The organism is Micromonospora sp. NPDC048871, assembly GCF_043198155.1.
GTDB lineage: Bacteria > Actinomycetota > Actinomycetes > Mycobacteriales > Micromonosporaceae > Micromonospora.
On sequence record NZ_JBICUM010000001.1, the window covers coordinates 263,291 to 283,988 of the forward strand.

At 71.9% G+C, this 20,698-nt stretch carries 23 protein-coding genes; 8 read left to right on the plus strand and 15 right to left on the minus strand.

What is annotated here, in order from left to right; all coding sequences use genetic code 11:
- Positions 1-43 precede the first annotated feature (43 nt).
- The 3 genes from rpsO to truB all read right to left on the minus strand — a co-directional run bounded on the left by rpsO (position 44) and on the right by truB (position 2,370).
- Entirely contained in the window at positions 44-313 is a 270-nt protein-coding gene (rpsO, locus tag ACGFIK_RS01225; protein ID WP_137782330.1) for a 30S ribosomal protein S15, read from the minus strand.
- Between the two features lie 186 nt (positions 314-499).
- On the minus strand, positions 500-1,429 hold the full coding sequence (locus ACGFIK_RS01230) for a bifunctional riboflavin kinase/FAD synthetase (RefSeq protein ID WP_327022183.1): 930 nt from the start codon (positions 1,427-1,429) through the stop codon (positions 500-502).
- A gap of 56 nt (positions 1,430-1,485) precedes the next feature.
- A complete protein-coding gene (truB, locus tag ACGFIK_RS01235) occupies positions 1,486-2,370 on the minus strand; it encodes a tRNA pseudouridine(55) synthase TruB (protein ID WP_393337122.1) in 885 nt (294 codons plus the stop codon).
- A 147-nt stretch (positions 2,371-2,517) separates the two neighbouring features.
- On the opposite strand from truB, the gene ACGFIK_RS01240 reads away from it, so the two are divergent.
- Positions 2,518-2,832, plus strand: a complete 315-nt coding sequence (locus ACGFIK_RS01240) for a hypothetical protein (RefSeq protein WP_327022184.1) — start codon at positions 2,518-2,520, stop codon at positions 2,830-2,832.
- Between the two features lie 17 nt (positions 2,833-2,849).
- Here ACGFIK_RS01240 and ACGFIK_RS01245 read toward each other — a convergent pair whose 3' ends face one another.
- The 10 genes from ACGFIK_RS01245 to rimP form a co-directional block, all read right to left on the minus strand.
- Entirely contained in the window at positions 2,850-4,199 is a 1,350-nt protein-coding gene (locus ACGFIK_RS01245; protein ID WP_327022185.1) for an MATE family efflux transporter, read from the minus strand.
- Between the two features lie 521 nt (positions 4,200-4,720).
- Positions 4,721-4,930: a DUF6186 family protein gene (locus tag ACGFIK_RS01250; RefSeq protein ID WP_181445169.1), complete on the minus strand. Its 210-nt coding sequence runs from the start codon at positions 4,928-4,930 to the stop codon at positions 4,721-4,723.
- On the minus strand, positions 4,930-5,337 hold the full coding sequence (locus ACGFIK_RS01255; protein ID WP_327027223.1) for a hypothetical protein: 408 nt from the start codon (positions 5,335-5,337) through the stop codon (positions 4,930-4,932). Before ACGFIK_RS01255 ends, ACGFIK_RS01250 begins: the two co-directional genes overlap by 1 nt.
- A 65-nt stretch (positions 5,338-5,402) precedes the next feature.
- Positions 5,403-6,461 (minus strand): bifunctional oligoribonuclease/PAP phosphatase NrnA, encoded by a 1,059-nt coding sequence (locus ACGFIK_RS01260; RefSeq protein ID WP_327027224.1) that lies wholly within the window; start codon positions 6,459-6,461, stop codon positions 5,403-5,405.
- A gap of 101 nt (positions 6,462-6,562) precedes the next feature.
- Entirely contained in the window at positions 6,563-7,054 is a 492-nt protein-coding gene (gene rbfA / locus ACGFIK_RS01265) for a 30S ribosome-binding factor RbfA (RefSeq protein ID WP_327022187.1), read from the minus strand.
- Between the two features lie 143 nt (positions 7,055-7,197).
- Entirely contained in the window at positions 7,198-7,491 is a 294-nt protein-coding gene (locus tag ACGFIK_RS01270) for a DUF503 domain-containing protein (RefSeq protein WP_327022188.1), read from the minus strand.
- A 91-nt stretch (positions 7,492-7,582) separates the two neighbouring features.
- The gene (gene infB, locus ACGFIK_RS01275) at positions 7,583-10,582 is read right to left on the minus strand and encodes a translation initiation factor IF-2 (protein WP_327022189.1); all 3,000 of its coding nucleotides are present in this window, start codon (positions 10,580-10,582) and stop codon (positions 7,583-7,585) included.
- A gap of 115 nt (positions 10,583-10,697) precedes the next feature.
- Positions 10,698-11,090, minus strand: coding sequence for a YlxR family protein (locus ACGFIK_RS01280; RefSeq protein ID WP_393337127.1), 393 nt, complete (start codon positions 11,088-11,090; stop codon positions 10,698-10,700).
- Positions 11,023-12,066 carry a transcription termination factor NusA gene (gene nusA / locus ACGFIK_RS01285; RefSeq protein ID WP_327022190.1) on the minus strand — a complete coding sequence of 348 codons (1,044 nt, stop codon included), beginning with the start codon at positions 12,064-12,066 and terminating at the stop codon, positions 11,023-11,025. The genes ACGFIK_RS01280 and nusA overlap by 68 nt, the downstream gene beginning before the upstream one ends.
- Positions 12,063-12,707 carry a ribosome maturation factor RimP gene (gene rimP, locus ACGFIK_RS01290; RefSeq protein ID WP_327022191.1) on the minus strand — a complete coding sequence of 215 codons (645 nt, stop codon included), beginning with the start codon at positions 12,705-12,707 and terminating at the stop codon, positions 12,063-12,065. Before rimP ends, nusA begins: the two co-directional genes overlap by 4 nt.
- A gap of 221 nt (positions 12,708-12,928) precedes the next feature.
- On the opposite strand from rimP, the gene ACGFIK_RS01295 reads away from it, so the two are divergent.
- From ACGFIK_RS01295 to ACGFIK_RS01320, 6 genes are all read left to right on the plus strand, one after another.
- Positions 12,929-13,387, plus strand: a complete 459-nt coding sequence (locus tag ACGFIK_RS01295; RefSeq protein ID WP_327027225.1) for a hypothetical protein — start codon at positions 12,929-12,931, stop codon at positions 13,385-13,387.
- Positions 13,384-13,824, plus strand: coding sequence for a ferritin-like domain-containing protein (locus tag ACGFIK_RS01300; RefSeq protein WP_327022192.1), 441 nt, complete (start codon positions 13,384-13,386; stop codon positions 13,822-13,824). Before ACGFIK_RS01295 ends, ACGFIK_RS01300 begins: the two co-directional genes overlap by 4 nt.
- A gap of 96 nt (positions 13,825-13,920) precedes the next feature.
- Positions 13,921-14,502, plus strand: coding sequence for a PadR family transcriptional regulator (locus tag ACGFIK_RS01305; protein WP_327022193.1), 582 nt, complete (start codon positions 13,921-13,923; stop codon positions 14,500-14,502).
- A gap of 50 nt (positions 14,503-14,552) precedes the next feature.
- Positions 14,553-15,305: an ABC transporter ATP-binding protein gene (locus tag ACGFIK_RS01310; RefSeq protein ID WP_327027226.1), complete on the plus strand. Its 753-nt coding sequence runs from the start codon at positions 14,553-14,555 to the stop codon at positions 15,303-15,305.
- Positions 15,302-18,040, plus strand: coding sequence for an FtsX-like permease family protein (locus ACGFIK_RS01315; protein WP_327022194.1), 2,739 nt, complete (start codon positions 15,302-15,304; stop codon positions 18,038-18,040). Before ACGFIK_RS01310 ends, ACGFIK_RS01315 begins: the two co-directional genes overlap by 4 nt.
- A gap of 19 nt (positions 18,041-18,059) precedes the next feature.
- Positions 18,060-18,527 (plus strand): nitroreductase family deazaflavin-dependent oxidoreductase, encoded by a 468-nt coding sequence (locus tag ACGFIK_RS01320; protein ID WP_327022195.1) that lies wholly within the window; start codon positions 18,060-18,062, stop codon positions 18,525-18,527.
- Positions 18,528-18,704: 177 nt separating this feature from the next.
- Here ACGFIK_RS01320 and ACGFIK_RS01325 read toward each other — a convergent pair whose 3' ends face one another.
- Positions 18,705-19,421, minus strand: a complete 717-nt coding sequence (locus ACGFIK_RS01325) for a VIT1/CCC1 transporter family protein (protein WP_327022196.1) — start codon at positions 19,419-19,421, stop codon at positions 18,705-18,707.
- Positions 19,418-20,275, minus strand: coding sequence for a type I methionyl aminopeptidase (map, locus tag ACGFIK_RS01330; RefSeq protein WP_327022197.1), 858 nt, complete (start codon positions 20,273-20,275; stop codon positions 19,418-19,420). Before map ends, ACGFIK_RS01325 begins: the two co-directional genes overlap by 4 nt.
- A 95-nt stretch (positions 20,276-20,370) precedes the next feature.
- Here map and ACGFIK_RS01335 point away from each other — a divergent pair, with 95 nt between their 5' ends.
- Positions 20,371-20,685, plus strand: coding sequence for an STAS domain-containing protein (locus tag ACGFIK_RS01335; protein ID WP_327022198.1), 315 nt, complete (start codon positions 20,371-20,373; stop codon positions 20,683-20,685).
- Positions 20,686-20,698: the final 13 nt, after the last annotated feature.

Here is a 20,698-nt window from a genome sequence, read left to right on the forward strand (position 1 = left end):
CGCCGACGGGGGAGCGGCCCGGTGGCCACTCCCCCGTCTCACGTCACCGGCGCAGGCCGAGCCGCTCGATGAGCGACCGGTAGCGGTTGATGTCCTTCTTCTGCACGTAGTTGAGCAGCCGACGGCGGCGGCCGACCAGCAGCAGCAGCCCACGGCGGCTGTGGTGGTCGTGCTTGTGCACCTTCAGGTGCTCGGTGAGGTCAGCGATCCGCTTGGTGAGGACCGCGACCTGCACCTCCGGCGAACCGGTGTCGCCCTCGACGGTCGCGTACTCCTCGCGGATCTTGGCCTTTGCCTGCTGGTCGAGCGCCATGTTCTCCCTGTTTCAGTGGGTTGTCGATGGTGTCCGTGCGAGCCAGGCTGAATCTCTGCAGGCTGGGCATCGCTACCGGACGTCCTCGCATCCGCGGCGTCGAGCAGACATGCGAGGACCCACGTCGGTCAGCCGACGTCTTCGTCAGCCTACCAGCACCTCGTGACCATCGCCCGAATGAGGCCGTCAGGCCAGCGCCCGGCGGGTCCGTTCGACGTCCTGGGCGATCTGGGCCACCAGTGGCTCGACGCCGTCGAAGCGGACCTGTCCCCGCAGGTGGGCCACGAAATCCAGGGCCAGTCGCTCGCCGTACAGGTCGCCGTCGAAATCCAGCGCGTACGCCTCGACCCGGCGTTCCCGGCCGGCGAAGGTCGGGTTGGTGCCGATCGAGACGGCCGCGCCCAGCGGCTCACGCTGACCCCGACGGATCAGCCGGGCGGCGTAGATGCCGTCGGCCGGGATCGCGGCGTAGCGGTGGCAGAGCAGGTTGGCGGTCGGGAAGCCCAACTCCCGGCCGCGCTGGTCACCCCGGACCACGACCCCCTCCAGCCGGTGCGGACGCCCCAGGGCGCTGGCCGCCGCGGTCACGTCACCGGCATCCACGCAGGAGCGGATGTACGTCGAGGAGAAGACCGTGCCGGCCTCGGCCACCAGGGGTGCCCCCTCGACGGCGAAGCCGAAGGTACGCCCCAACTGCTCCAACAGCGCCACGTCCCCGGCGGCCCGGTGCCCGAACCGGAAGTTGTCCCCCACCACCACCAGGGCGGCGTGCAGGTGCTCGACCAGCACGTCGTGGACGAAGGCCTCCGCCGGCAGCCGGGAGAACTCGGAGGTGAACGGCACCACACAGAGCACATCGACACCGAGGGCCTCGATCAGCTCCGCCTTGCGGGCCGGCTCGGTGAGCACCGCCGGATGGGAACCCGGCCGCACCACCTCGGCCGGATGCGGGTCGAAGGTGACCACGACGGACTGCACTCCCCACTCCCGGGCGCGCGCCACCGCGTGCCCGATGGTGGCCTGGTGGCCCTTGTGCACGCCGTCGAAGACCCCGATGGTGACCACCGAACGTCCCCAACCCCCCGGCGCCGCGTCGTACCCCCGCCACCGCTGCATGCTCGTCCTTCCTGTAGCCGGTACTGCCAGGTCTTCCACTCGGGTGTCGGCCGCCGTCACGCCGGGGCGAGCACGATCTCCGCGCGGGCCCGGCCGGCCCGCTCGCTGACGATAGCGATCAACTGGCCGGCCGGATCGAAGACCGCGTACGGCCCGAGGTGGCCGATCGGGTCGAGCGGGCCGCCGTGGGAGAGCACCTTCGCCTCCTCCGGGCTGGCCACCCGGGTGGTGAAGAACCGGGCGGCGGCGGCCGCCAGCGGAAGGTCGACCACCTCGGGGGCGCGTTGTTCCAGCTCATCCAGGGTGGCGGCCTCGGCCAGGGTGAAACCCCCCACGGCGGTACGCCGCAGGGCGGTGAGATGTCCGCCGACCCCCAGCGCCAGGCCGGCGTCCCGGGCGATCGCCCGGATGTAGGTGCCGGTCGAGCAGGCCACCTCCACGTCTACGTCCACCACCTCGGGCTGGTCCCGGCGGATGGCCAGCACCTCCAGCCGGGACACGGTGACCCGCCGGGCCGGCAGGTCGACGGTCTCGCCGTCCCGGACCCGCTTGTACGCCCGCTGCCCGTTGATCTTGACGGCGCTGACCGCGCTCGGCACCTGGTCGATCTCGCCGGTCAAGGCGGCCAGGGCGGCATGGATCGCCTCGTCGGTCAGCGCACCGGCGGATGCGGTGGCGATCACCTCGCCCTCCGCGTCGTCCGTGACGGTGGACTGGCCCAACCGGATGGTGGCGGCGTAGGTCTTGTCGGCGCCGATCACGTAGGTCAGCAGGCGGGTGGCCCGACCCACCCCGATCACCAGCACCCCGGTGGCCATCGGATCCAGGGTGCCGCCGTGGCCCACCCGGCGGGTACGCGCGAATCGGCGGATGCGCGCCACCACATCATGCGACGTCATGCCGCCCGGCTTGTCCACCACGATCAGACCGTCTGTGCTCACGACGTGCAAGCCTGCCAGATCGACCCGGCGGGCCCGGCAGCGGACGACCGGCCGCCGAAACCGGATTTACGGCGTGGAACACGACTGTGACGATGAACTCACAGCGGCGTCGGCCGATCCGGTGCCGCCGACCACGGGGAGACCGAAATGACCACCGGCGGCACATCCACCGAGCGGCCCGATGAGACTATCCGCCTGCGTACGCCCCGACCGGCGAGCACCCTGCCCGCCTGGATGCTCGATCCGCCACCTCCCAGGCGCACCCTGGGGGTGCGGGTCGCCCAGGCGTTCGCCGCCCTGCCCGGCGTGGGCCGGCTGCGCCGCCGCTGGTGGGCCTGGCAGGACCGGGACCGCCTCTACCAGCGCTACCCGACCACCTTCAAGATGGTCGCCATGGTCGTCTCCTGGATCGTGGTGATGGCCCTGGTGTCGCTGCTCTACGCCCTCTACGCCCAGATCTGACCCTGTTCCGGCCGGGATCAGGCGGCGGGTGTCGCCCGGGATTCGGTGCGGACCGCCCCGGTGACCGCCCAGGCTCCGCTGCGCAGGCGCAGCACCAGGCCGATCAGCCGGATCACGGTGAACAGCAGCAGACCCGCCCAGATGCCGCCGAGGCCGAGGGTGAAGGCGTGGGAGAGCCAGATCGCGGGGAGGAATCCGCCGAGGGCGCCGACCACGGTCAGATTACGCAGATACCGAATGTCACCGGCACCGATCAGGACCCCGTCCAGGGCGAACACCACCCCGGCCAGGGGCAGCATGACGACGAACCAGGGCCAGGCCACCAGGGCCTGCTCGTGTACCGCCGGCTCGGCGCTGAACCAGGTCGGCACCACCCCCGCCCCGGCTGCGGCCAGCACGGCGAACGCCGCCCCGCACACCGCACCGAACCGACCGATCCGCTTGGCCAGGGCGCGGGCCGCCTGATCGTCGCCGGCCCCCAGGGCGGCACCGACCAGGGCCTGCGCGGCGATGGCCAGCGCGTCGAGCACCAGGGCCGCGAAGAACCAGAGTTGTACCGCGATCTGGTGAGCACCGACCGCGGCGGCGCCGAACCGGGCGGCGACCGCCGTCGCGGACAGGAAGCTGGCCTGGAAGGCCACCCCACGGATCAACAGGTCCCGGCTGAGGACCAGTTGCTGGCCGATGACCCGCAGGTGCGGGCGCAGGGCCACCCGCTCGGCCACCAGGGCCCCGGCGAACAGGACCCCGGAGAGGGTCTGCGCGATCACGTTCGCCACCGCGGAACCGTTCAGGCCCATCCCCACCGGATAGACCAGCACCGGGCAGAGCACCGCCGAGAGCAGGTTGGGCCCGACCACGAACCACAACGGCCGACGGGTGTCCTGCACACCGCGCAGCCAGCCGTTGCCGGCGGCGGCCAGCAGCAGCCCGGGGGCCCCGAGGGAGGCGATGCGCAGCCACTCACCGGCGGCCCTGCCGACCTCTCCCCCGCCGGCCAGGGCACCGGTCAGCGCCGGGCCCCCGACCTGCATCCCGATGGCGACCAGCACCCCAAGGGCCAGGGCCAGCCAGGAGGCCTGCACCCCCTCGGCCACCGCGGCGGCCCGGTCCCCGGAACCGAAGCGGCGGGCGGCGCGCCCGGTGGTGCCGTACGCGACGACCGTGCCCACCCAGGCGGTGAGGGTCATCACGGTGCCGCCGACGGCGACCGCCGCCAACGGAACCTGACCCAGATGCCCGACGACGGCGGTGTCCACCAGGACGTAGAGCGGCTCGGCGGCCAGCACCACGAGGGCCGGCAGGGCTAGCGCGGCGATCCGGCGGGGCGAGGCGACCCGGTCGACGGTCGGGGTGGGCTGGCTCATCGCCGCCGATACTGGCACGCGAGGTGTAAGGAGACAAGAGAAGTGTGCTGCTTACCAATGGCGGTCACGTCACACCATGGCGGGCGGTGGTGGAGCGGTGGAACTACCGGACGGTGACGCCGTACGTGCCAGGCGGTCTCGGCGTCACCGCCGGTCGGGTACGTTCACTGACGGGTGTCCATGGAGGTCTGCAGGGCGCGGCGGGCCTGCTCGCGGGCCTCGTCGGTGGTCTCGGGCTTGGGCTTGGCGGCCATGGTGAGTCCCTTCCAGGGCGCGCGTCGCCGAGCACGGCGGCGCGTCACGGGCGATGTCGCTGACGGCGCCCAGCCCAGGCTCCGGGGTCGCCGGAGCGGCGGGTGGACGACCTTTACGGCCCGGGTCGGTCGACCCTGGAGGAAAGCGGCGCAGGGTATGGCTCCGCCATCCTGACCTGCGCCATAACGGCGTCGGCCGATACCCAAGTTATCGTTCAGGTCCACATGTCGCCCACGGTTCCCGACATCTGGACCGATCGAACCCGATCACCGCGCCAGGAAATGCCAGCCCACCCACCACCAGAAGCCGAACAACCCGATCCGCCCGACCGGGACCGGGCCCACCTCGTAGCGCATCACGTACGCGCAGACCTCGCCGAGGGTCGGAATCCGCGATCCCTCCCGGCGGGCCAGCCACTCGACCAGGCCGAACAGCGCCAGCCCGACCAGGAATCCACCGATCGCCAGGGCCCGCATCATCGCCGCACCAAACCCCAGAAGGCCGACAGCCACACCAGCCAGCCGGCGGACCGCACCAGCCGGTCCTCCAGCAGCGGGTCCGCCAGCCGGGAGAAGGTGGGGAAGTCGTCACCGGCCGCCGAGAAGAAGGTCGCACCCTCGAAGACGCCGAACACCAGCACCGGCAGGGTCCACCAGAGGGCACCCGAGTTCAGCCGCTGCGGAGCCGGTCGACGCGGCACCCGATTCGACATCCCGAGCCAGATCAGCATCCCGCCGGCCCCGAACACATAGAGATTTGCCTCCGTCGAGAAGGACGGAAAACGACCACCGACCAGGGAGAGAGCGACGAGCACCGGCACACTGACGACCGGGCGCTCCCAGGTTCGAGGGGCCTCTAGGGTGAGGTCGCGGGGCTGCTCCATCATCCGATTCTCCCGATCCCGTCCAGGTACGGAAAGGTCAACACCCCCTGATATCGACCCGGATATCACCCTTGCCGATTAATACGACCCTCCCCATCTGGTACGTCCAGTTCCGTCCGGATACGCGCGATCACCTCGTCGACCGTTCCCCGTCCGGTGAAGCCGGCGGCGAGGCGATGGCCGCCGCCACCCAGCGCCAGGGCCACCCGACTCACGTCGATCGCCCCCTTGCTGCGCAGGGACACCGCCCACTCGGCCACCCCGGTCTGCTTGACCACACAGCTGACGTCCGCCTCCGCGGTGCACCGGACCGGATCGATCAGGGCTTCCAACACGTACGGTCGCTGGTCGTGTCGCGCCAGGTCGTCCAGGGTGGCGTAGGTCCAGACCAGGCCGTGGCCGCCGGCGGCGGCAGGCTCCAACCGGGCCCGGCCCAGCACCTCACCGAAGAGACGCACCGCGCCGAAGGGGCGGTTGTCGAAGATCCGCCGGGAGATCTCGCCGGGACGGATGCCGGTGGCCAACAGGCGGGCCGCCATCTCGTGCACCGCCACGGTCGTCGCCTCGAACCGGAAGGAGCCGGTGTCCGTGCTCAACGCCACGTACAGACACTCGGCGATGCCGGGATCCAGGGAGACCCCGAGCCGGGCCAGCAACTCCTCCGCGACCACGGAGGTCGCCGCGGCGCCCGGGTCGATCAGGTTGACATCACCGAAGCCCGGGTTCGAGGCGTGATGGTCGAGGACCAGGGCGGTGCCCGGGCCGGTCAGCCGACCGGCCAGCTCGCCCAGCCGGGACTCACTGGCCGCGTCGAAGCAGATGACCAGATCCGGCTCCGGGTCGGCCTCCGTCGCCGGCACCAGCAGCTCCTGACCGGGCAGCCCTAGCAACGGCTCCGGTATCTCCAGCGGGCCGGGAAAGGTCGCCTGGAGCAGCCCCACCCCTAGCTGACGCAGCCCTAGCCCGAAGCCGAGCATGCTGCCCAGCGCGTCGCCGTCCGGGTTGATGTGGCAGATCAGCAGCACCCGACCATCGGGGGGCAACTGCCGCACGGCCGCCACCGCCGCCGCCCAGTCGGCCTCCACCGGGCCGGTCGAGGCCGTACCGACCGCCGAAGCCGCCAGGACCGCACCGGCGGAAGCCGGCCGGTACGGGGCCGAACCGCCGACCCCGGCCGGTCCCGGCGGCGCGGCCGTCTCGGTCGTGGCGCCGCCGGTCGGGGCGGTCACCGCCGGTCCCCGCCCCGGGCCTCGTCGACGTCGCCGGCCTCGGGCTCGCCGGAGTCCTCGTCGTCCTCGTCGTCCTCCAGGCGGTACGGCTGGGCGTCACCGGCGTACTCGGCCCGCGCCGCCAGGCGCTGCACCTCGGCGTCGGCGTTACGGGCCGCCGCCAGCAGGTCGTCGATGTGCTTGACCTGATCCTGCACGTTGTCCAGGACGAAGGTCAGAGTCGGCGAGTGGCGCAGACCCAGGGCCTTGCCGACCGTGCTGCGCAGCATGCCCTTGGCGCTGTCCAGGGCGGCGGCGGTGCCGGCCTGGGCAGCCGCGTCGCCGAGCACGGTGTAGAAGACCGTGGCATCGCGGAGATCGGCCGTGATCCGGGCGTCCGTGATGGTGATCATCCCGAGCCGGGGGTCCTTGATCTGGCTCCGCACCACCGACGCGACCAGTTCACGCACCCGCTCCGCGTGCCGGCGTACCTTGGCCGGATCCGTCATCTCGCCACCTCCACGGCGTGCCGCTACCGACCGGGCCGGTTGACGCCTACGTCACCGGGCCCGGGTCGGCCCTTAACACCTCGAACCCTACCCGCGGGGCACCCGGGCCCGCGCGGGCGGCCGACGGCCCGGACCACTGACGGTCAGTCCTCCTCGCCGTGTAGTCGGCGACGCACCGACAGCAGTTCGATCTCCGGCCGACCGGCCACCAGCCGTTCGCAGGAGTCGAGCACCTCACGGGCGTGGGCCGGCTCGGCGGCCACCACGGCCACCCCTATCTCCGCTCGCCCGTGCAGGTCGAGCGCGCCCACCTCGGCGGCCGAGACCTCGAAGCGGCGCAGCGCCGCCACGATCGGCCGTACGTAGGATCTCTTGGCCTTCAGCGACCGGGAGTCCCCCGGCAGCAGCAGGTCGAATACTGCGGTAGCGGTATACATCGTCTGCGGACACTACCCGCATCCCACCCCACATGATCAAGGGGTTTACGCCGCCCGGCGTAAACCCCTTGATCAGTGCGTCACCGCAGGATCAGGCGCGAACCTTCTCCCGCATCTCGAAGGTCTCGATCACGTCGCCGACCTGGACGTTGTTGTAACCACCCAGAGTCAGACCGCACTCGAAGCCCTCGCGGACCTCGGTCGCGTCGTCCTTGAACCGCTTGAGCGAGCTGATCGTGAGGTTGTCCGCCACGACCGCGCCGTCGCGCAGCAGGCGCGCCTTCGCGTTGCGCCGGATGACACCCGACCGGACGATGCAACCGGAGATGTTGCCGATCTTGGACGAGCGGAAGACGTCGCGGATCTCCGCGGTGCCCAGCTCGACCTCCTCGTACTCCGGCTTGAGCAGGCCCTTGAGCGCCGCCTCGATCTCCTCGATGGCCTGGTAGATGACGGTGTAGTACCGGATCTCCACGCCCTCGCGGTCGGCCATCTCGCGGACCTTGTTCGAGGCCCGCACGTTGAAGCCGATGATCGTGACCGGCTCGGACGAGGCGCTGGCGAGCATGACATTGCTCTCCGTGATCGCGCCGACGCCCCGGTCGAGGACCTTGAGCTGGACCTCCTCGGGGATGTCGAGGTTGAACAGCGCGTCCTCCAGGGCCTCCACCGAACCGGAGACGTCACCCTTGAGGATGAGGTTGAGCGAGGTCTTCTCGCCCTCCTTGAGCTGCTCCATGAGCGTCTCGAGGGTGGCCCGGCCACGGGAGTTGGCGAAGGACGCCGCCCGCCGCCGCGCCTGGCGCTGCTCGGCGATCTGCCGCACCGTACGGTCGTCCGCCGCAGCCAGGAAGGTGTCGCCCGCACCCGGCACCGCGGTCAGGCCGAGAACCATGACCGGACGCGCCGGACCGGCCTCGGTGAGCTGGTTGCCGTTCTCGTCGAGCATCGCCCGGACCCGGCCGTGCGCCCCACCGGCGACGATCGAGTCGCCCGCCCGCAGGGTGCCCTTCTGCACCAGCACGGTAGCCACCGCACCACGGCCCTTGTCCAGGTGCGCCTCGATGGCCACACCCTGCGCTGGCCCGTCGATCGGAGCGGTCAGCTCCAGCGACGCGTCGGCGGTGAGCAGCACCGCTTCGAGGAGTTCCTCGATGCCGATGCCGGGCTTCGCGGCCACGTTGACGAACATGGTGTCGCCGCCGTACTCCTCGGCGACCAGGCCGTACTCGGTCAGCTGCTGGCGGACCTTGTCCGGGTTGGCCTCCGGCTTGTCGACCTTGTTGACCGCGACCACGATCGGCACTTCCGCCGCCTTGGCGTGGTTGAGCGCCTCGATGGTCTGCGGCATCACGCCGTCGTCGGCCGCCACCACCAGGATCACGATGTCCGTGACCTGGGCACCACGGGCACGCATGGCGGTGAACGCCTCGTGACCCGGGGTGTCGATGAAGGTGACCGCCCGGTCCTCGCCCTCGTGCGGGACGTGGACCTGGTAGGCGCCGATGTGCTGGGTGATGCCACCGGCCTCGCCGGCCACCACGTTCGCCTTACGGATCGCGTCGAGCAGCTTGGTCTTACCGTGGTCGACGTGACCCATGACGGTCACCACCGGCGCACGGCTGACCAGGCGGTCCTCCGCGACCTCGGCGTCGAGGTCGATGTTGAACTGCGCGAGCAGCTCGCGATCCTCGTCCTCCGGGCTGACGATCTGCACGTTGAAGCCGAGGTGCTCACCCAGCAGCAGCAGGGTGTCGTCAGAGCAGGACTGGGTCGCGGTGACCATCTCGCCCAGGTTGAACATCTCCTGGACCAGCGAACCCGGGTTGGCGTTGATCTTGTCGGCGAAGTCCGACAGCGAGGCGCCCCGGGAGAGCCGGACCGTCTGCCCCTGACCCCGGGGAGCACCCGAGCTCATGGTCGGAGCCGACAGGTTGTCGAACTCCTGTCTGCGCTGCTTCTTGGACTTGCGACCACGGGTCGGCTTGCCACCCGGACGCCCGAAGGCACCGGCGGCGCCGCCGCCACGGCCACGGCCGCCGCCACCCGGACGCCCACCGCCACCGGCCGGCGCACCCGGGCGGAAACCGCCACCGGCACCGGCACCACCGCCGGGGCCGCCACGGTAGCCACCGCCACCGCCGCCACCACCGGGGCCACCGCGGTAGCCACCGCCACCGGCACCGCCGCCACCACCGGGACCGCCGCGGTAGCCGCCACCGGCACCGCCGCCACCACCGGGACGACCGGCACCGCCGCCACCACCGGGACGACCGGCACCGGGACCACCCGGACGACCGGGCCGCTGGCTCGGCATGGAGGCCGGGCTGGGCCGAGGCGGCATGGAGGCCGGGCTCGGCCGCGGCGGCATCGAGGACGGGCTGGGACGAGGTCCACCGGCACCGGCGGCCGGCGGACGCTGCTGCTGGCTGCCCTGGATGCCGAAGGGGTTGTTACCGGCACCCCGCGCCGGCGGACGGCCCTGCCGGCCACCCGGGCCGGGGGTCGGGCCGCCAGTGCGACCGGCGGCCGGGGAACCCGGACGCGGCGGCATGTTGCTGGGGCCGGGACGGGGACCCGGACGGGCGCCCCCTTCCGCCGGGGGCTCCCGGCGGACGTTGTCGCGCTGCTGCTGGCGGGCGGCCTGGGCGGCCTTGACCGCAGCCTCCTGCTCCGCCTTCAGCGCGGCCGCGCGCGCCTCCGCGGCGGCCACCTCGATGTCATGAGCACTCGCCGGCTTGGCGACCGGGGCCGCCGCGGGCGGCGGACCGGGCACCGGGGCCTTCGGCTTGGGCCCGGGCGCCGCCGGACGCCGCGGCGGCGTCGGCTTGGCGGTGATCCGGGGCTCGCCGGGGGTCGGCGAGGACGGGGTCGGTGCCGCCGGAGCTGGCGCGGCCGACGGCGCAGCCGTCGGAGCGCCGGCGCCGCCGGAGGCGACGAAGGCGCTGCGCAGCCGCCGGGCGACCGGCGCCTCGACGGTGCTCGACGCGGACTTCACGAACTCGCCCATTTCCTTCAACTTGGCGAGAACGGTCTTGCTTTCGACCCCGAGCTCTTTTGCAAGCTCGTGTACGCGGGCCTTACCTGCCACTGCACTCCTCACTCCGAGGTCGTGCGGGCAGCACCCGCAGCGACCTCACTCGTGCACTTGAAGCCTGGTCATTTCTGGGACTTCATCGTGTGCTCATGCTGGTCGTCCTACCTTGCTAGCGACCCTCGCCCGGTCGGGTGACCGGACGTGGTGGTTGACGCGTCAGGTACTCCGCGAGGGCTCCGTCATCGGGAGCCCCGGCGAGGCGCAGCGCACGCCCGAAGGCGCGGCGCCGCACTGCCTGCGCGAAGCAGGCCGGATCCGGGTGCATGTTCGCTCCCCGACCCGGCAGTCTGCGGGTCGGATCGGGCCGGAGGCTGTAGCCAGCCTCGTCATCGATCGCGACGATCCGCAGTAACTCATTGGCCGGCGCACGCCGTCGGCAACCCACACAGGTGCGCTCCGGCCGCGCGCGTCGTGCCACTGGTGGAAGTCTACCCCTAGCTGCCCGAGACCGCGCCGCCCGGTTCCCGGACCTGATCGGCTCCGGGGCGGCCGGCAGAGCCACTCTGCTCGGCGTCGGACCGGATGTCGATCCGCCATCCGGTCAAGCGGGCAGCAAGCCGGGCGTTCTGCCCTTCCCGCCCGATGGCGAGCGACAACTGGAAATCCGGAACGGTGACCCGGGCCGCCCGGTTCGCCAGGTCGACCACCTCCACCCGCAGGGCCTTGGCCGGGGAGAGGGCGTTGCCGACGAAGGTGGCCGGATCCTCCGACCAGTCGATGATGTCGATCTTCTCGCCGTGCAGCTCGCTCATCACCGCCCGGACCCGCTGGCCCATCGGGCCGATGCAGGCGCCCTTGGCGTTGACACCGGACACGGCGGAACGCACCGCGATCTTCGTACGGTGACCTGCCTCACGGGCGATCGCGCTGATCTCCACCGTGCCGTCGGCGATCTCCGGCACCTCCAGGGCGAACAGCTTCTTCACCAGGTTCGGATGGGTACGCGACAGGGTGATCTGCGGGCCGCGCATCCCCTTGGACACGTGCACCACCACGCACCGGATCCGCTCGCCGTGGGCGTACCGCTCCCCGGGCACCTGCTCCGACTGCGGCAGGACACCTTCCAGCTTGCCCAGGTCGACCGTGACGATGCCCTTCTCGGCCCGCGCCTCGTGCGCCTGGACCACCCCGGTCACCAGGTCGCCGTCACGGCCGACGTACTCACCGAAGTGCACCTCGTCGGTGGCCTCCCGCAACCGCTGGAGGATCACCTGCTTGGCGGTCATGGCGGCGATCCGACCGAAGTCGTGCGGGGTGTCGTCCCACTCCCGGGCGACGCCACCCTCCGGGTCCATCTCCTGGGCGTAGACCAGGGCCGCGCCGCTCTTGCGGTCGATCTCCACCCGAGCGTGCGACTGGGCACCCTCGGTGTGCCGGTACGCGGTCAGCAGTGCGGTCTCGATCGCCGCGAGGATCGTGTCGAACGGGATCTCCCGCTCGCGCTCGAGTGCGCGCAGCGCCGCGAGGTCGATATTCACCTCTCCTCGTCCTCCACATCGTCATCGTCATCGTCATCGTCGTCGACGTCTTCTGAATCGGGCAGTTCGTCCAGGCGGCTGAACTCGATCTGCACCCGCCCCGGGCCGAGGTCGGCGTACGGCCACGAGGCCCCCTCGCCGTCGACCTCCAACTCCACGGACTCCTCGTCCGCGGCCACCACCCGGCCGGTGACCTGCCGGTCGCTGGATTCCCCCGCCCCTCGGACGGTCACCCGGACCAACCGGCCGATGTTGCGCCGCCAGTGCCGGGGCAGGGTCAACGGCCGGTCCACCCCCGGTGAGCTGACCTCAAGCTGGTACTCCCCGGCGACGATGTCACCGCCGGTCTCCTCGGCCGCGTCCAGCGCCGCCGAGACCGCCCGGGAGATCTCCGCCACCGCGTCCAGGTTGATCCCGCCGTCCGCGTCGACGATCACCCGAACCACGTGTCGTCGACCGGCCCGGGACACGGACAGGTCCTCCAGGTCGTAGCCGGCGCCGTCGACGACCGGTGCGATCACCGCACGCAGTCGCTCCCGACGGGCGGCGAGGTCTCCTCGGGGACCCTGGCCGCCTCGCGGAGCCGGGCCGCCGCCACGGGGTCGTCCCGTCGTTCTGGTGGCACGGCCACGCTGCGTCATCTGTCCGACCCTTTCACTGCTCGCCGACTGCCATGCCGGCACGCCACCGGTGCGGACGCGCCGGTGGCTGCGCAGAGCGTAACGCGCCCACCGGAGGAGGACCCGAGCGGCGCACCGACGCCCACCGCCGTACACCGACCGTGTCGATGGTGTTGACTTGTCCGGTGGTGATGGGCAGAACGACTCGGCGGGAGGGATCCTCCCCGCCTCCCCGGCGCACCGTGCTGCGGGCGGGGGCCTTGCTGGTGCTCGGCGCAGCCGCCGCCCCGCTGACCGGCTGCGGCCTCCTGGACCGCGAGGACCCGCCACGGCCGGACCCCCTGGCCCCCCTGATCGAGGAGTCGTTGCGCCTAGCGGCCGGGCTCCGCACCACCGCCGAGGCCCATCCCGACCTGGCCGCCCGGCTGGTCCCCCTGGCCGAGACCCACGAGGCCCACGCCGACGAACTGGCCCGACTGACCGGTACGGCCCTTCCGTCGGCCGCGCCGTCCGGATCGGCCGCACCACCGTCACCCGAGCCTCCGGCGGACCGGGCAGCCGCCCTGTCCGCGCTGCGCAAGGCCGAACGGTCCGGCCGGGACTCGGCGACCGCAGCCTGCGCCGCCGCCCCGGCCGAGCGGGCCGCCCTGCTCGGCTCGATCGCCGCCGCGCGGGCCACCCACCTGGAGGCGCTCAAGTGACCGCACCCACCGGCACCGAGGACCCCCTGGTCGCCGCGCTGGCCGCCGAATACGCCGCGATCTGGGCGTACGGCCCGATCGGGGTACGGCTGGCCGACGCCGAACGCAAGGCCGCCGTCGAGGCGGAGGCCGCCCACCGCGGCCGACGCGACGCCCTGATCATGCAGTTGACCACCGGCGGCGGGGCTGTCCCACCGGACCGACCCGGTTACGCCCTGCCCTTCCCGGTGACCGACCGGGCCAGCGCCCTGCGGCTGGCGGTCGAGGTGGAGGAGCGCGCTGCGGCCTTCTGGCGGGCGGTGCTGCCGGCCAGCACGGGAGAGCAACGGGACCGGGCCCTGACCGCCCTGATCGACTACTCGGTGCGGGCGACCCGCTGGCGGCGGGCGGCCGGGATCACCCCGGTGACGGTGGCCTTTCCCGGCCGTCCCGGCTGAACCGACCCCGCCCGGGGGCGAAAATATGAACATCCGTAGTGGTCGGGGCGGCTTTGCGGTTGCGGTCCGGCATACCTGGTATGCATACTCCGCTACATGTCCATCCGCCACGGCCTGCTCGCCCTGCTCGAACGCGGCCAGATGTACGGCTACCAACTCCGGGCGGCGTTCGAGGAGTCGACCGGGTCTACCTGGCCGCTGAACATCGGTCAGGTCTACACGACCCTGTCGAGGCTGGAGCGCGACGGACTCGTCAGATCCCTGCCGGAGAGCGAGACCGGACAGCGGCCGTACGAGATCACCGACGCCGGGCGGGCGGACCTGGCGCTGTGGTTCGCCACCCCGATCAGCCGCACCGACCGCCCCCGTGACGAGCTGGCGATCAAGCTGGCCCTGGCGTTGACCACACCGGGGGTCGACGTCCGCGCCGTGGTGCAGAACCAACGCACCGCCACCATGCGTACCCTCCAGGAGTTGACCCGGTTGAAATACGCCAGCGACCGGCCGGAGGATCTGCCCTGGCGACTGGTGCTCGACGCGATGATGTTCCAGGCCGAAGCCGAGGTGCGCTGGCTCGACCACTGCGAGACCAGCCTGGCCCGGCACCGCCCCCCGGTCTCCGGCCCAGCGTCCCACTCGGAGGCGGTGGGCCACACGGGTGAGGAGGCCCGACGGTGAGTGCGGCGAACGACCCGAGACCCACCCTTTCCGACCAGGGTGTCCCGCCGGTGGACGGCGGATCCGGCGGGGATGACGCCACCGAGGCCGTGCTGGAGCTGCGGGAGGTGCACCGCACCCACGGCACCGGTCCGGCCGCCGTGTACGCGCTACGCGGAGTCAGTCTGGTCGTCCGACCCGGCGAACTGGTCGCCGTGATGGGCCCCTCCGGCTCCGGCAAGTCCACCCTGCTCACCCTGGCCGGCGGGCTGGACAGCCCGACCTCCGGTGAGGTGCGGGTGGAGGGCCAGCCGCTGCACGCGCTGGATCGCAGCGGCCTGGCGCGACTGCGGCGCCGCCGGATCGGCTACATCTTCCAGAACCTCAACCTGATCGGCAGCCTGACCGCGGTGGAGAATGTCGCACTCCCCCTGGAACTGGACGGTACGGGGGTACGTCGGGCTCGTCGATTGGCGCTGGAAGCCCTGACCGAGGTGGGCATGACGGAGTTGGGCGACCGCTTTCCGGATCAGCTCTCCGGCGGCCAGCAGCAGCGGTTGGCCATCGCCCGCGCGCTGGTCGGTGAGCGCCGCCTGGTCCTCGCCGACGAGCCGACCGGGGCGTTGGACTCACAGACCGGGGAGGCCGTGCTGCGGCTGCTGCGCCGCCGGGTCGACGCGGGCGCCGCCGGGGTGCTGGTCACCCATGAGGCCCGACACGCCGGCTGGGCGGACCGGGTGGTGTTCCTGCGCGACGGTGTGGCGGTCGACTCGACCGCCCCGCTGGTCGGCATCGAGGCCCTGCTCTCCGGCAGCGGCCGGTGAGCGACCAGGTCGACTCGAGGCTCGGCAAGGCGCGGACGGCGGAGTTCATCGGGTCGTGGCGGACCGCCCTGCGCATCGCCCGCCGGGAGACGAGACGGGCACGTGGGCGGACCGCCCTGGTGCTCGGCATGATCATTTTGCCGGTGCTGGCGCTCACCTTCGTAGCGGTCAGCGTGGACATGTCGCGGCTGACTCCCGCCGAGAGGCTGGACCGCACCCTGGCCGACGCGGACGCCCAACTGCGGGTGGTCAGCCGCGTCCCGATCAGACAGAGCGCCGACGGCAACGACTGGTGGCCGGCCGGCGAAGAGGTCGAGGAGAGCGAGGCCCTGGCGAAGGTCAGCGCGGACCAGGTGGCCGCGCTGCTGCCCGCCGGCAGCCGGGTCCTGCCGATCACCCACTGGGTGCCCTTCCCCGTCCGCGACGGTGACCGGGTCCGCGATCATCTGAACGCCACCGTGGTCGACCTGACCGACCCGCTGGGGCACGGACTGGCCCGGGTGCACGCCGGTCGGGTTCCGGCCGCTGCCGACGAGGTCGCGGTGAACCCGGCCACCCGGCGTCAACTCGACCTCGACCTCGGTGACCAGATCGCCGCCGGCAACAACAGCCGCAGCTGGACCGTCGTCGGAGTGGTCGAGTTCCCCGGACAGTTGAGCCCCGGGGTCGCCCTGCATCCCACCGGGTCACCGACGACCGCGGGGGGCGCCGACCCGAACTTCCTGGTGGACCTGCCCACCCCGATGACCGCCGAGTTGTTCCGCCAGCTCAATGAGCAGGGGGTCGTGGTCACCGCCCGTATCACCGCGACGCCGCCCACCGTCGTCGCCGACGGACGGTTCGACCTGGCCACGTCAGGCGAGGAGATCGGTAGCGGCCTGCTGGTCGCCGGGCTGGGTCTGCTGGAGGTGGTGCTGCTGGTCGGCCCGGCCTTCGCCGTCGGGGTACGCCGACGGCGGCGGGACCTGGCGCTGGTCTCGGTGGCCGGGGGTGATGCCGCCCAGCTCCGTCGGGTGGTGCTCGCCGACGGGGTGATCCTCGGCTGCATCGGCGCCGCGATCGGCATCGCCCTCGGGGTGGCCGTGGCCTTCGCCACCCGCCCGTTGGTCGAGGAGTTCATCGTCCAGCACCGTTTCGGGGGGTACCGGGTCTGGCCCGCTGCCCTGGTCGTGATCGGGCTGGTGGCGGTACTCGCCGGGGTGCTGGCGGCACTGGCCCCGGCCTGGACGGCCGCCCGACAGGACGTGGTGGCCGGGCTGGCCGGCCGGGGAACCCCGCCGGCGCGTCCACGCCGTTGGCTGGTCATCGGGGTACTGCTGTCCGTCGGCGGGGTGGGCGTGGCCGCCCTCGGTGCGGTGCTGACCTCACAGGCGATCATCCTGGCCGGGCTGCTGCTCGGTGAACTCGGGCTGGTCTTCGCCACCCCGACACTGGTCGGAATGGTGGCCCGGGCCGGCCGGTTCCTGCCGCTCGCCCCCCGGATCGCGCTACGGGACGCCAGCCGCAACCGTTCCTCTGCCGCCCCGGCCATCTCCGCGGTGATGGCCGCTGTCGCCGGCAGTGTCGCCCTGGGTCTCTTCCTCGCCAGTGAACAGGCCCGCGACGAGGAGCGGTTCCGGCCGATGCTGCCGGAGGGCAGCATCCTGGTCTGGGTCGACCAATGGCCCGAGACCCCCTCCCCGCCCACCCGCGCCGAGATCACCGGACCGGCCCGGGAGCACCTCGGCGCCCGGACGGTCGCCCCGCTGGTCACGGCCGGCTGCCTGCCCGAACACGAGGAGTGTCAGTTCAGCCCGGTGCTGCCGGCCGAGCGTGCCTGCCCCTGGCAGACGGAGCAGACCCTGAGCGAAGCCGACCAGCGTCGGGCCCGGGCCGACGACCGCTGCCAGGGCCCCCCGGACGCCTACTACGGCCCGTACTTCCAGGTCGCCGTGGACGACGGTGCGGCGTTGCCGATCCTCACCGGCACCGGGGCGGAGGAGACGGCCGCGGCCACTGCGGTGCTGCGGGCCGGCGGGGTGGTGGTGACCGACCCCCGGTACCTGCTGGACGGCCACGTGGAGCTGCGCTACCAGGAGAGCTCCGATGGCTCGCTGAGCGGCCACACCCGGTCGGTGATCGTTCCCGGCCACGCCGTGGACAACGACCTCGACAGCGACTGGGTCCTGCTCTCGCAGGCGGTGGCCGACCGGCTGGGGGTGGTCACCCGCCACGCCGGCTGGGCGATGGACGGGACGACCGATCGAGACCGCCACGAGCAGTTCACCGCCGCGATCCGTCCACTCGGGCCCCTCAGCGTGGAGACCCCGGACGACAGCCGGCACAGCGGCACCGTAGGGATGCTGCTCCTGCTGGCCGGGGTCTCCGCGGTGGTGACGGTGGGGGCCGCCGGAATAGCCACCGGCCTGGCTGCGGCCGAGGGCCGCGCCGACCTGTCCACCCTCGCCGCGGTCGGCGCCAGTCCAGGCGTACGCCGACTGCTCTCCCTGTGTCAGGCCGGCGTGATCGCCGTGCTGGGTTCCCTGCTGGGCATCATCGCCGGCCTCGGCGCTGCGTTGATCATCCTGTTCTTCACCAACCGGCAGTACGCGCAGGCCTGGCCGATCGAGCCGCCCTATCCGTTCGTCGTCCCCTGGCTCACCCTGGGCGTACTGGTGGTGGTGCCGCTGGTGGCGATGCTCGGGGCGGCCCTGTTCACCCGTTCCCGACTACCGGTGGAACGACGGCTGGACTGAAGTACGGCACACTGTGCGGATGTCCACACTGGGTTCCCTGGCCCGCCGACTCGGGCGGTACCGCTGGTTCGGTGCCGCCATGCGCCTGCTCGTCCCCGCCGACCGAATCGTCGGGCGACTGACCCGGGGCCGGGTGGTGGCGCTCGGGCTCGTACCGTCCCTGGTGATCACGACGACCGGCCGCCGCTCCGGCAAGCCCCGCAGCAACCCCCTGCTGTACATACCCGACGGCACGGGGTACGTGGTGATCGGTTCCAACTGGGGGCAGAAGCAACAACCGGCCTGGTCGCTCAACCTGCTGGCCAACCCCGAGGCCGAGGTCGACGTGGCGGGACGCCGCATCCCGGTACGCGCCGAGTTGGCCACCGGCGCCGAACGCGACCGCCTGTGGCAACTGCTCCTCGACGAATGGCCCGCCTACCAGGCCTACGTGGAACGAGCCGGCGACCGCCAGATCCGCATCTTCCGCCTAACCCCCACCCCCTAACCCCCACCCCCTCGCGCTGCCGCGCCACCCCGCAGCGCCCTTTTCGCGCCGATCTTGCACTTTTGGTCGCCGAAATGCGGCTTTCGCGGCTTATTCCCCGACACAAAGTGCAAGATCGGCGGGGGCAGGGCGCGCGGGGCGGGTGCGACGAGGGCGGGATGGGGAGGGAAGGAGGGGTTAGCCCAGGCCGCCTTGGACGCCGATCAGGGCGCCGATGGCGTAGGTGGCGGCTGCTGCGGCGGCGCCCAGGAGCAGTTGGCGCAGGCCGCCGGTCCACCAGCGGCGGGCGGTGAACCGGGCGACGACCGCACCGGCGATGAACAGACCCAACCCGCCGACCACCAGGGCCAGGGCCAGGCTGGTCGCACCGAGCAGGTACGGCAGCAGCGGCACCAGCGCGCCGACGGAGAAGCAGAGGAAGGAGGAGAAGGCGGCCGTCCAGGGGTTGGGCTGTTCGTCCGGGTTGACGCCCAGTTCCTCCTGTACGTGCACCCGCAGGGCGATCTCCGGGTTTTGGCGGATCGCCTCGGCCATCTGCTGGGCCAACTCGGGCGGCAGGCCTCGGCCCACCCAGATGTCGGCCAGTTCCTTGGCCTCGGCCTCGGGATGGCGTTCCAGTTCGCGACGTTCCTTGGCCACCTCGGCGGCGATCTGCTCGTTGGCGGACCGGACGCTGGTGTACTCACCCAGGGCCATCGAGATCGCGCCGGCCACCAGACCGGCGGTGCCGGTCAGCACGATGTTGCGCGGCGACACCCCGCCGCCGCCGACGCCCGCGATCAGGGCGATGTTGGTGACCAGTCCGTCCATCGCCCCGAACACGGCCGGCCGTAGCCAGCCGCCGGAGACGTCCGCGTGATGCGACTCCCTCAACGCCGCCGGGGTCTCGGTCACGGCAGGGTCAGGATCTCGTGACCATCCTCGGTCACCAGGATGGTGTGCTCGAATTGGGCGGTCCACTTGCGATCCTTGGTGACCACCGTCCAGCCGTCCTCCCAGAGGTCGTACTGGTGGGTGCCGAGAGTGATCATCGGCTCGATGGTGAAGGTCATGCCCGGCTCCATCACGTCGGTGGGCCGGGGACTGTCGTAGTGCGGGACGTACAGCCCGCTGTGGAAGGCCTCACCGATGCCGTGACCGGTGAAGTCGCGGACCACCCCGTAACCGAACCGCTTCGCGTACGACTCGATGACCCGACCGATGACGTTGATCTGGCGGCCCGGGGCGACCGCCCGGATGCCCCGCATCATCGCCTCGTGGGTCCGCTCGACCAGCAGTCGAGCCTCCTCGCTGACCTCACCGACGCAGAAGGTGGCGTCCGTGTCGCCGTGCACCCCGCCGATGTACGCGGTGACGTCGACATTGATGATGTCGCCGTCGGCCAGCACGGTGGAGTCGGGGATGCCGTGGCAGATCACCTCGTTGAGGCTGGTGCAGCAGGACTTCGGGAAGCCCCGGTAGCCCAGGGTCGAGGGGTAGGCGTCGTTGTCGACGAGGAACTCGTGCACCACCCGGTCGATCTCGTCGGTGGTGACTCCGGGCTTGCAGTGCTCCCCGGCTAGCTGCACCGCCTGGGCGGCGATCCGGCCGGCGATCCGCATCTTCTCGATGGTCTCCGGGGTCTGCACGTGGGAGCCCTGCCAGGGCTGGGGTGCCTTCTTACCGACGTACTCGGGCCGGGTGATGTGGGCGGGTACCGGCCGCCACGGGGAGAGCCTGCCTGGGGTCAGCGGCGCACGGACGGTCATGCCCGCAAGCCTATCGCCGCGCGCTCGGTGACCCCCACCACCGTCCAGGGCCATGAGTTGTTGCCACACCAGTTCGGCTGTGTCAAGGTGTCAGCGTGGATCAAGGGGGCACACCTCCCGTCTTCTCCGCCGTGGCGGAGACCGACGGTGATCACCTCATGGTGGTGGTCACCGGCGAGGTGGACATGGCGACCGCCGACACCATGCTCCAGACCGCGCTGCGGGAGCCGGCCGGGCGGATGACCCTGGACCTGCGGGCGGTCACCTTCTTCGACTCGGCGGCCATCCATGCGGTGGTCCGGCTCGCCGGCCACTACCCGCAGGCCCTGAGGGTGTTGCCCTCCCGCCAGGTGACCCGGGTGCTGGAGATCGCCGGCCTGAGCGGCCAGCCCTGGCTCACCCCAGGCTGACCGGCCGGACAGC

What these genes read in the sequence shown, in the direction of transcription:
- rpsO (WP_137782330.1), bottom strand. Translation starts at nt 313, where the DNA reads ATGGCGCTCGACCAGCAGGCAAAGGCCAAGATCCGCGAGGAGTACGCG.
- ACGFIK_RS01230 (WP_327022183.1), bottom strand. Translation starts at nt 1,429, where the DNA reads ATGCAGCGGTGGCGGGGGTACGACGCGGCGCCGGGGGGTTGGGGACGT.
- ACGFIK_RS01240 (WP_327022184.1), top strand. Translation starts at nt 2,518, where the DNA reads ATGACCACCGGCGGCACATCCACCGAGCGGCCCGATGAGACTATCCGC.
- ACGFIK_RS01245 (WP_327022185.1), bottom strand. Translation starts at nt 4,199, where the DNA reads ATGAGCCAGCCCACCCCGACCGTCGACCGGGTCGCCTCGCCCCGCCGG.
- ACGFIK_RS01250 (WP_181445169.1), bottom strand. Translation starts at nt 4,930, where the DNA reads ATGCGGGCCCTGGCGATCGGTGGATTCCTGGTCGGGCTGGCGCTGTTC.
- ACGFIK_RS01255 (WP_327027223.1), bottom strand. Translation starts at nt 5,337, where the DNA reads ATGGAGCAGCCCCGCGACCTCACCCTAGAGGCCCCTCGAACCTGGGAG.
- rbfA (WP_327022187.1), bottom strand. Translation starts at nt 7,054, where the DNA reads ATGACGGATCCGGCCAAGGTACGCCGGCACGCGGAGCGGGTGCGTGAA.
- ACGFIK_RS01270 (WP_327022188.1), bottom strand. Translation starts at nt 7,491, where the DNA reads ATGTATACCGCTACCGCAGTATTCGACCTGCTGCTGCCGGGGGACTCC.
- rimP (WP_327022191.1), bottom strand. Translation starts at nt 12,707, where the DNA reads ATGACGCAGCGTGGCCGTGCCACCAGAACGACGGGACGACCCCGTGGC.
- ACGFIK_RS01305 (WP_327022193.1), top strand. Translation starts at nt 13,921, where the DNA reads ATGTCCATCCGCCACGGCCTGCTCGCCCTGCTCGAACGCGGCCAGATG.
- ACGFIK_RS01320 (WP_327022195.1), top strand. Translation starts at nt 18,060, where the DNA reads ATGTCCACACTGGGTTCCCTGGCCCGCCGACTCGGGCGGTACCGCTGG.
- map (WP_327022197.1), bottom strand. Translation starts at nt 20,275, where the DNA reads ATGACCGTCCGTGCGCCGCTGACCCCAGGCAGGCTCTCCCCGTGGCGG.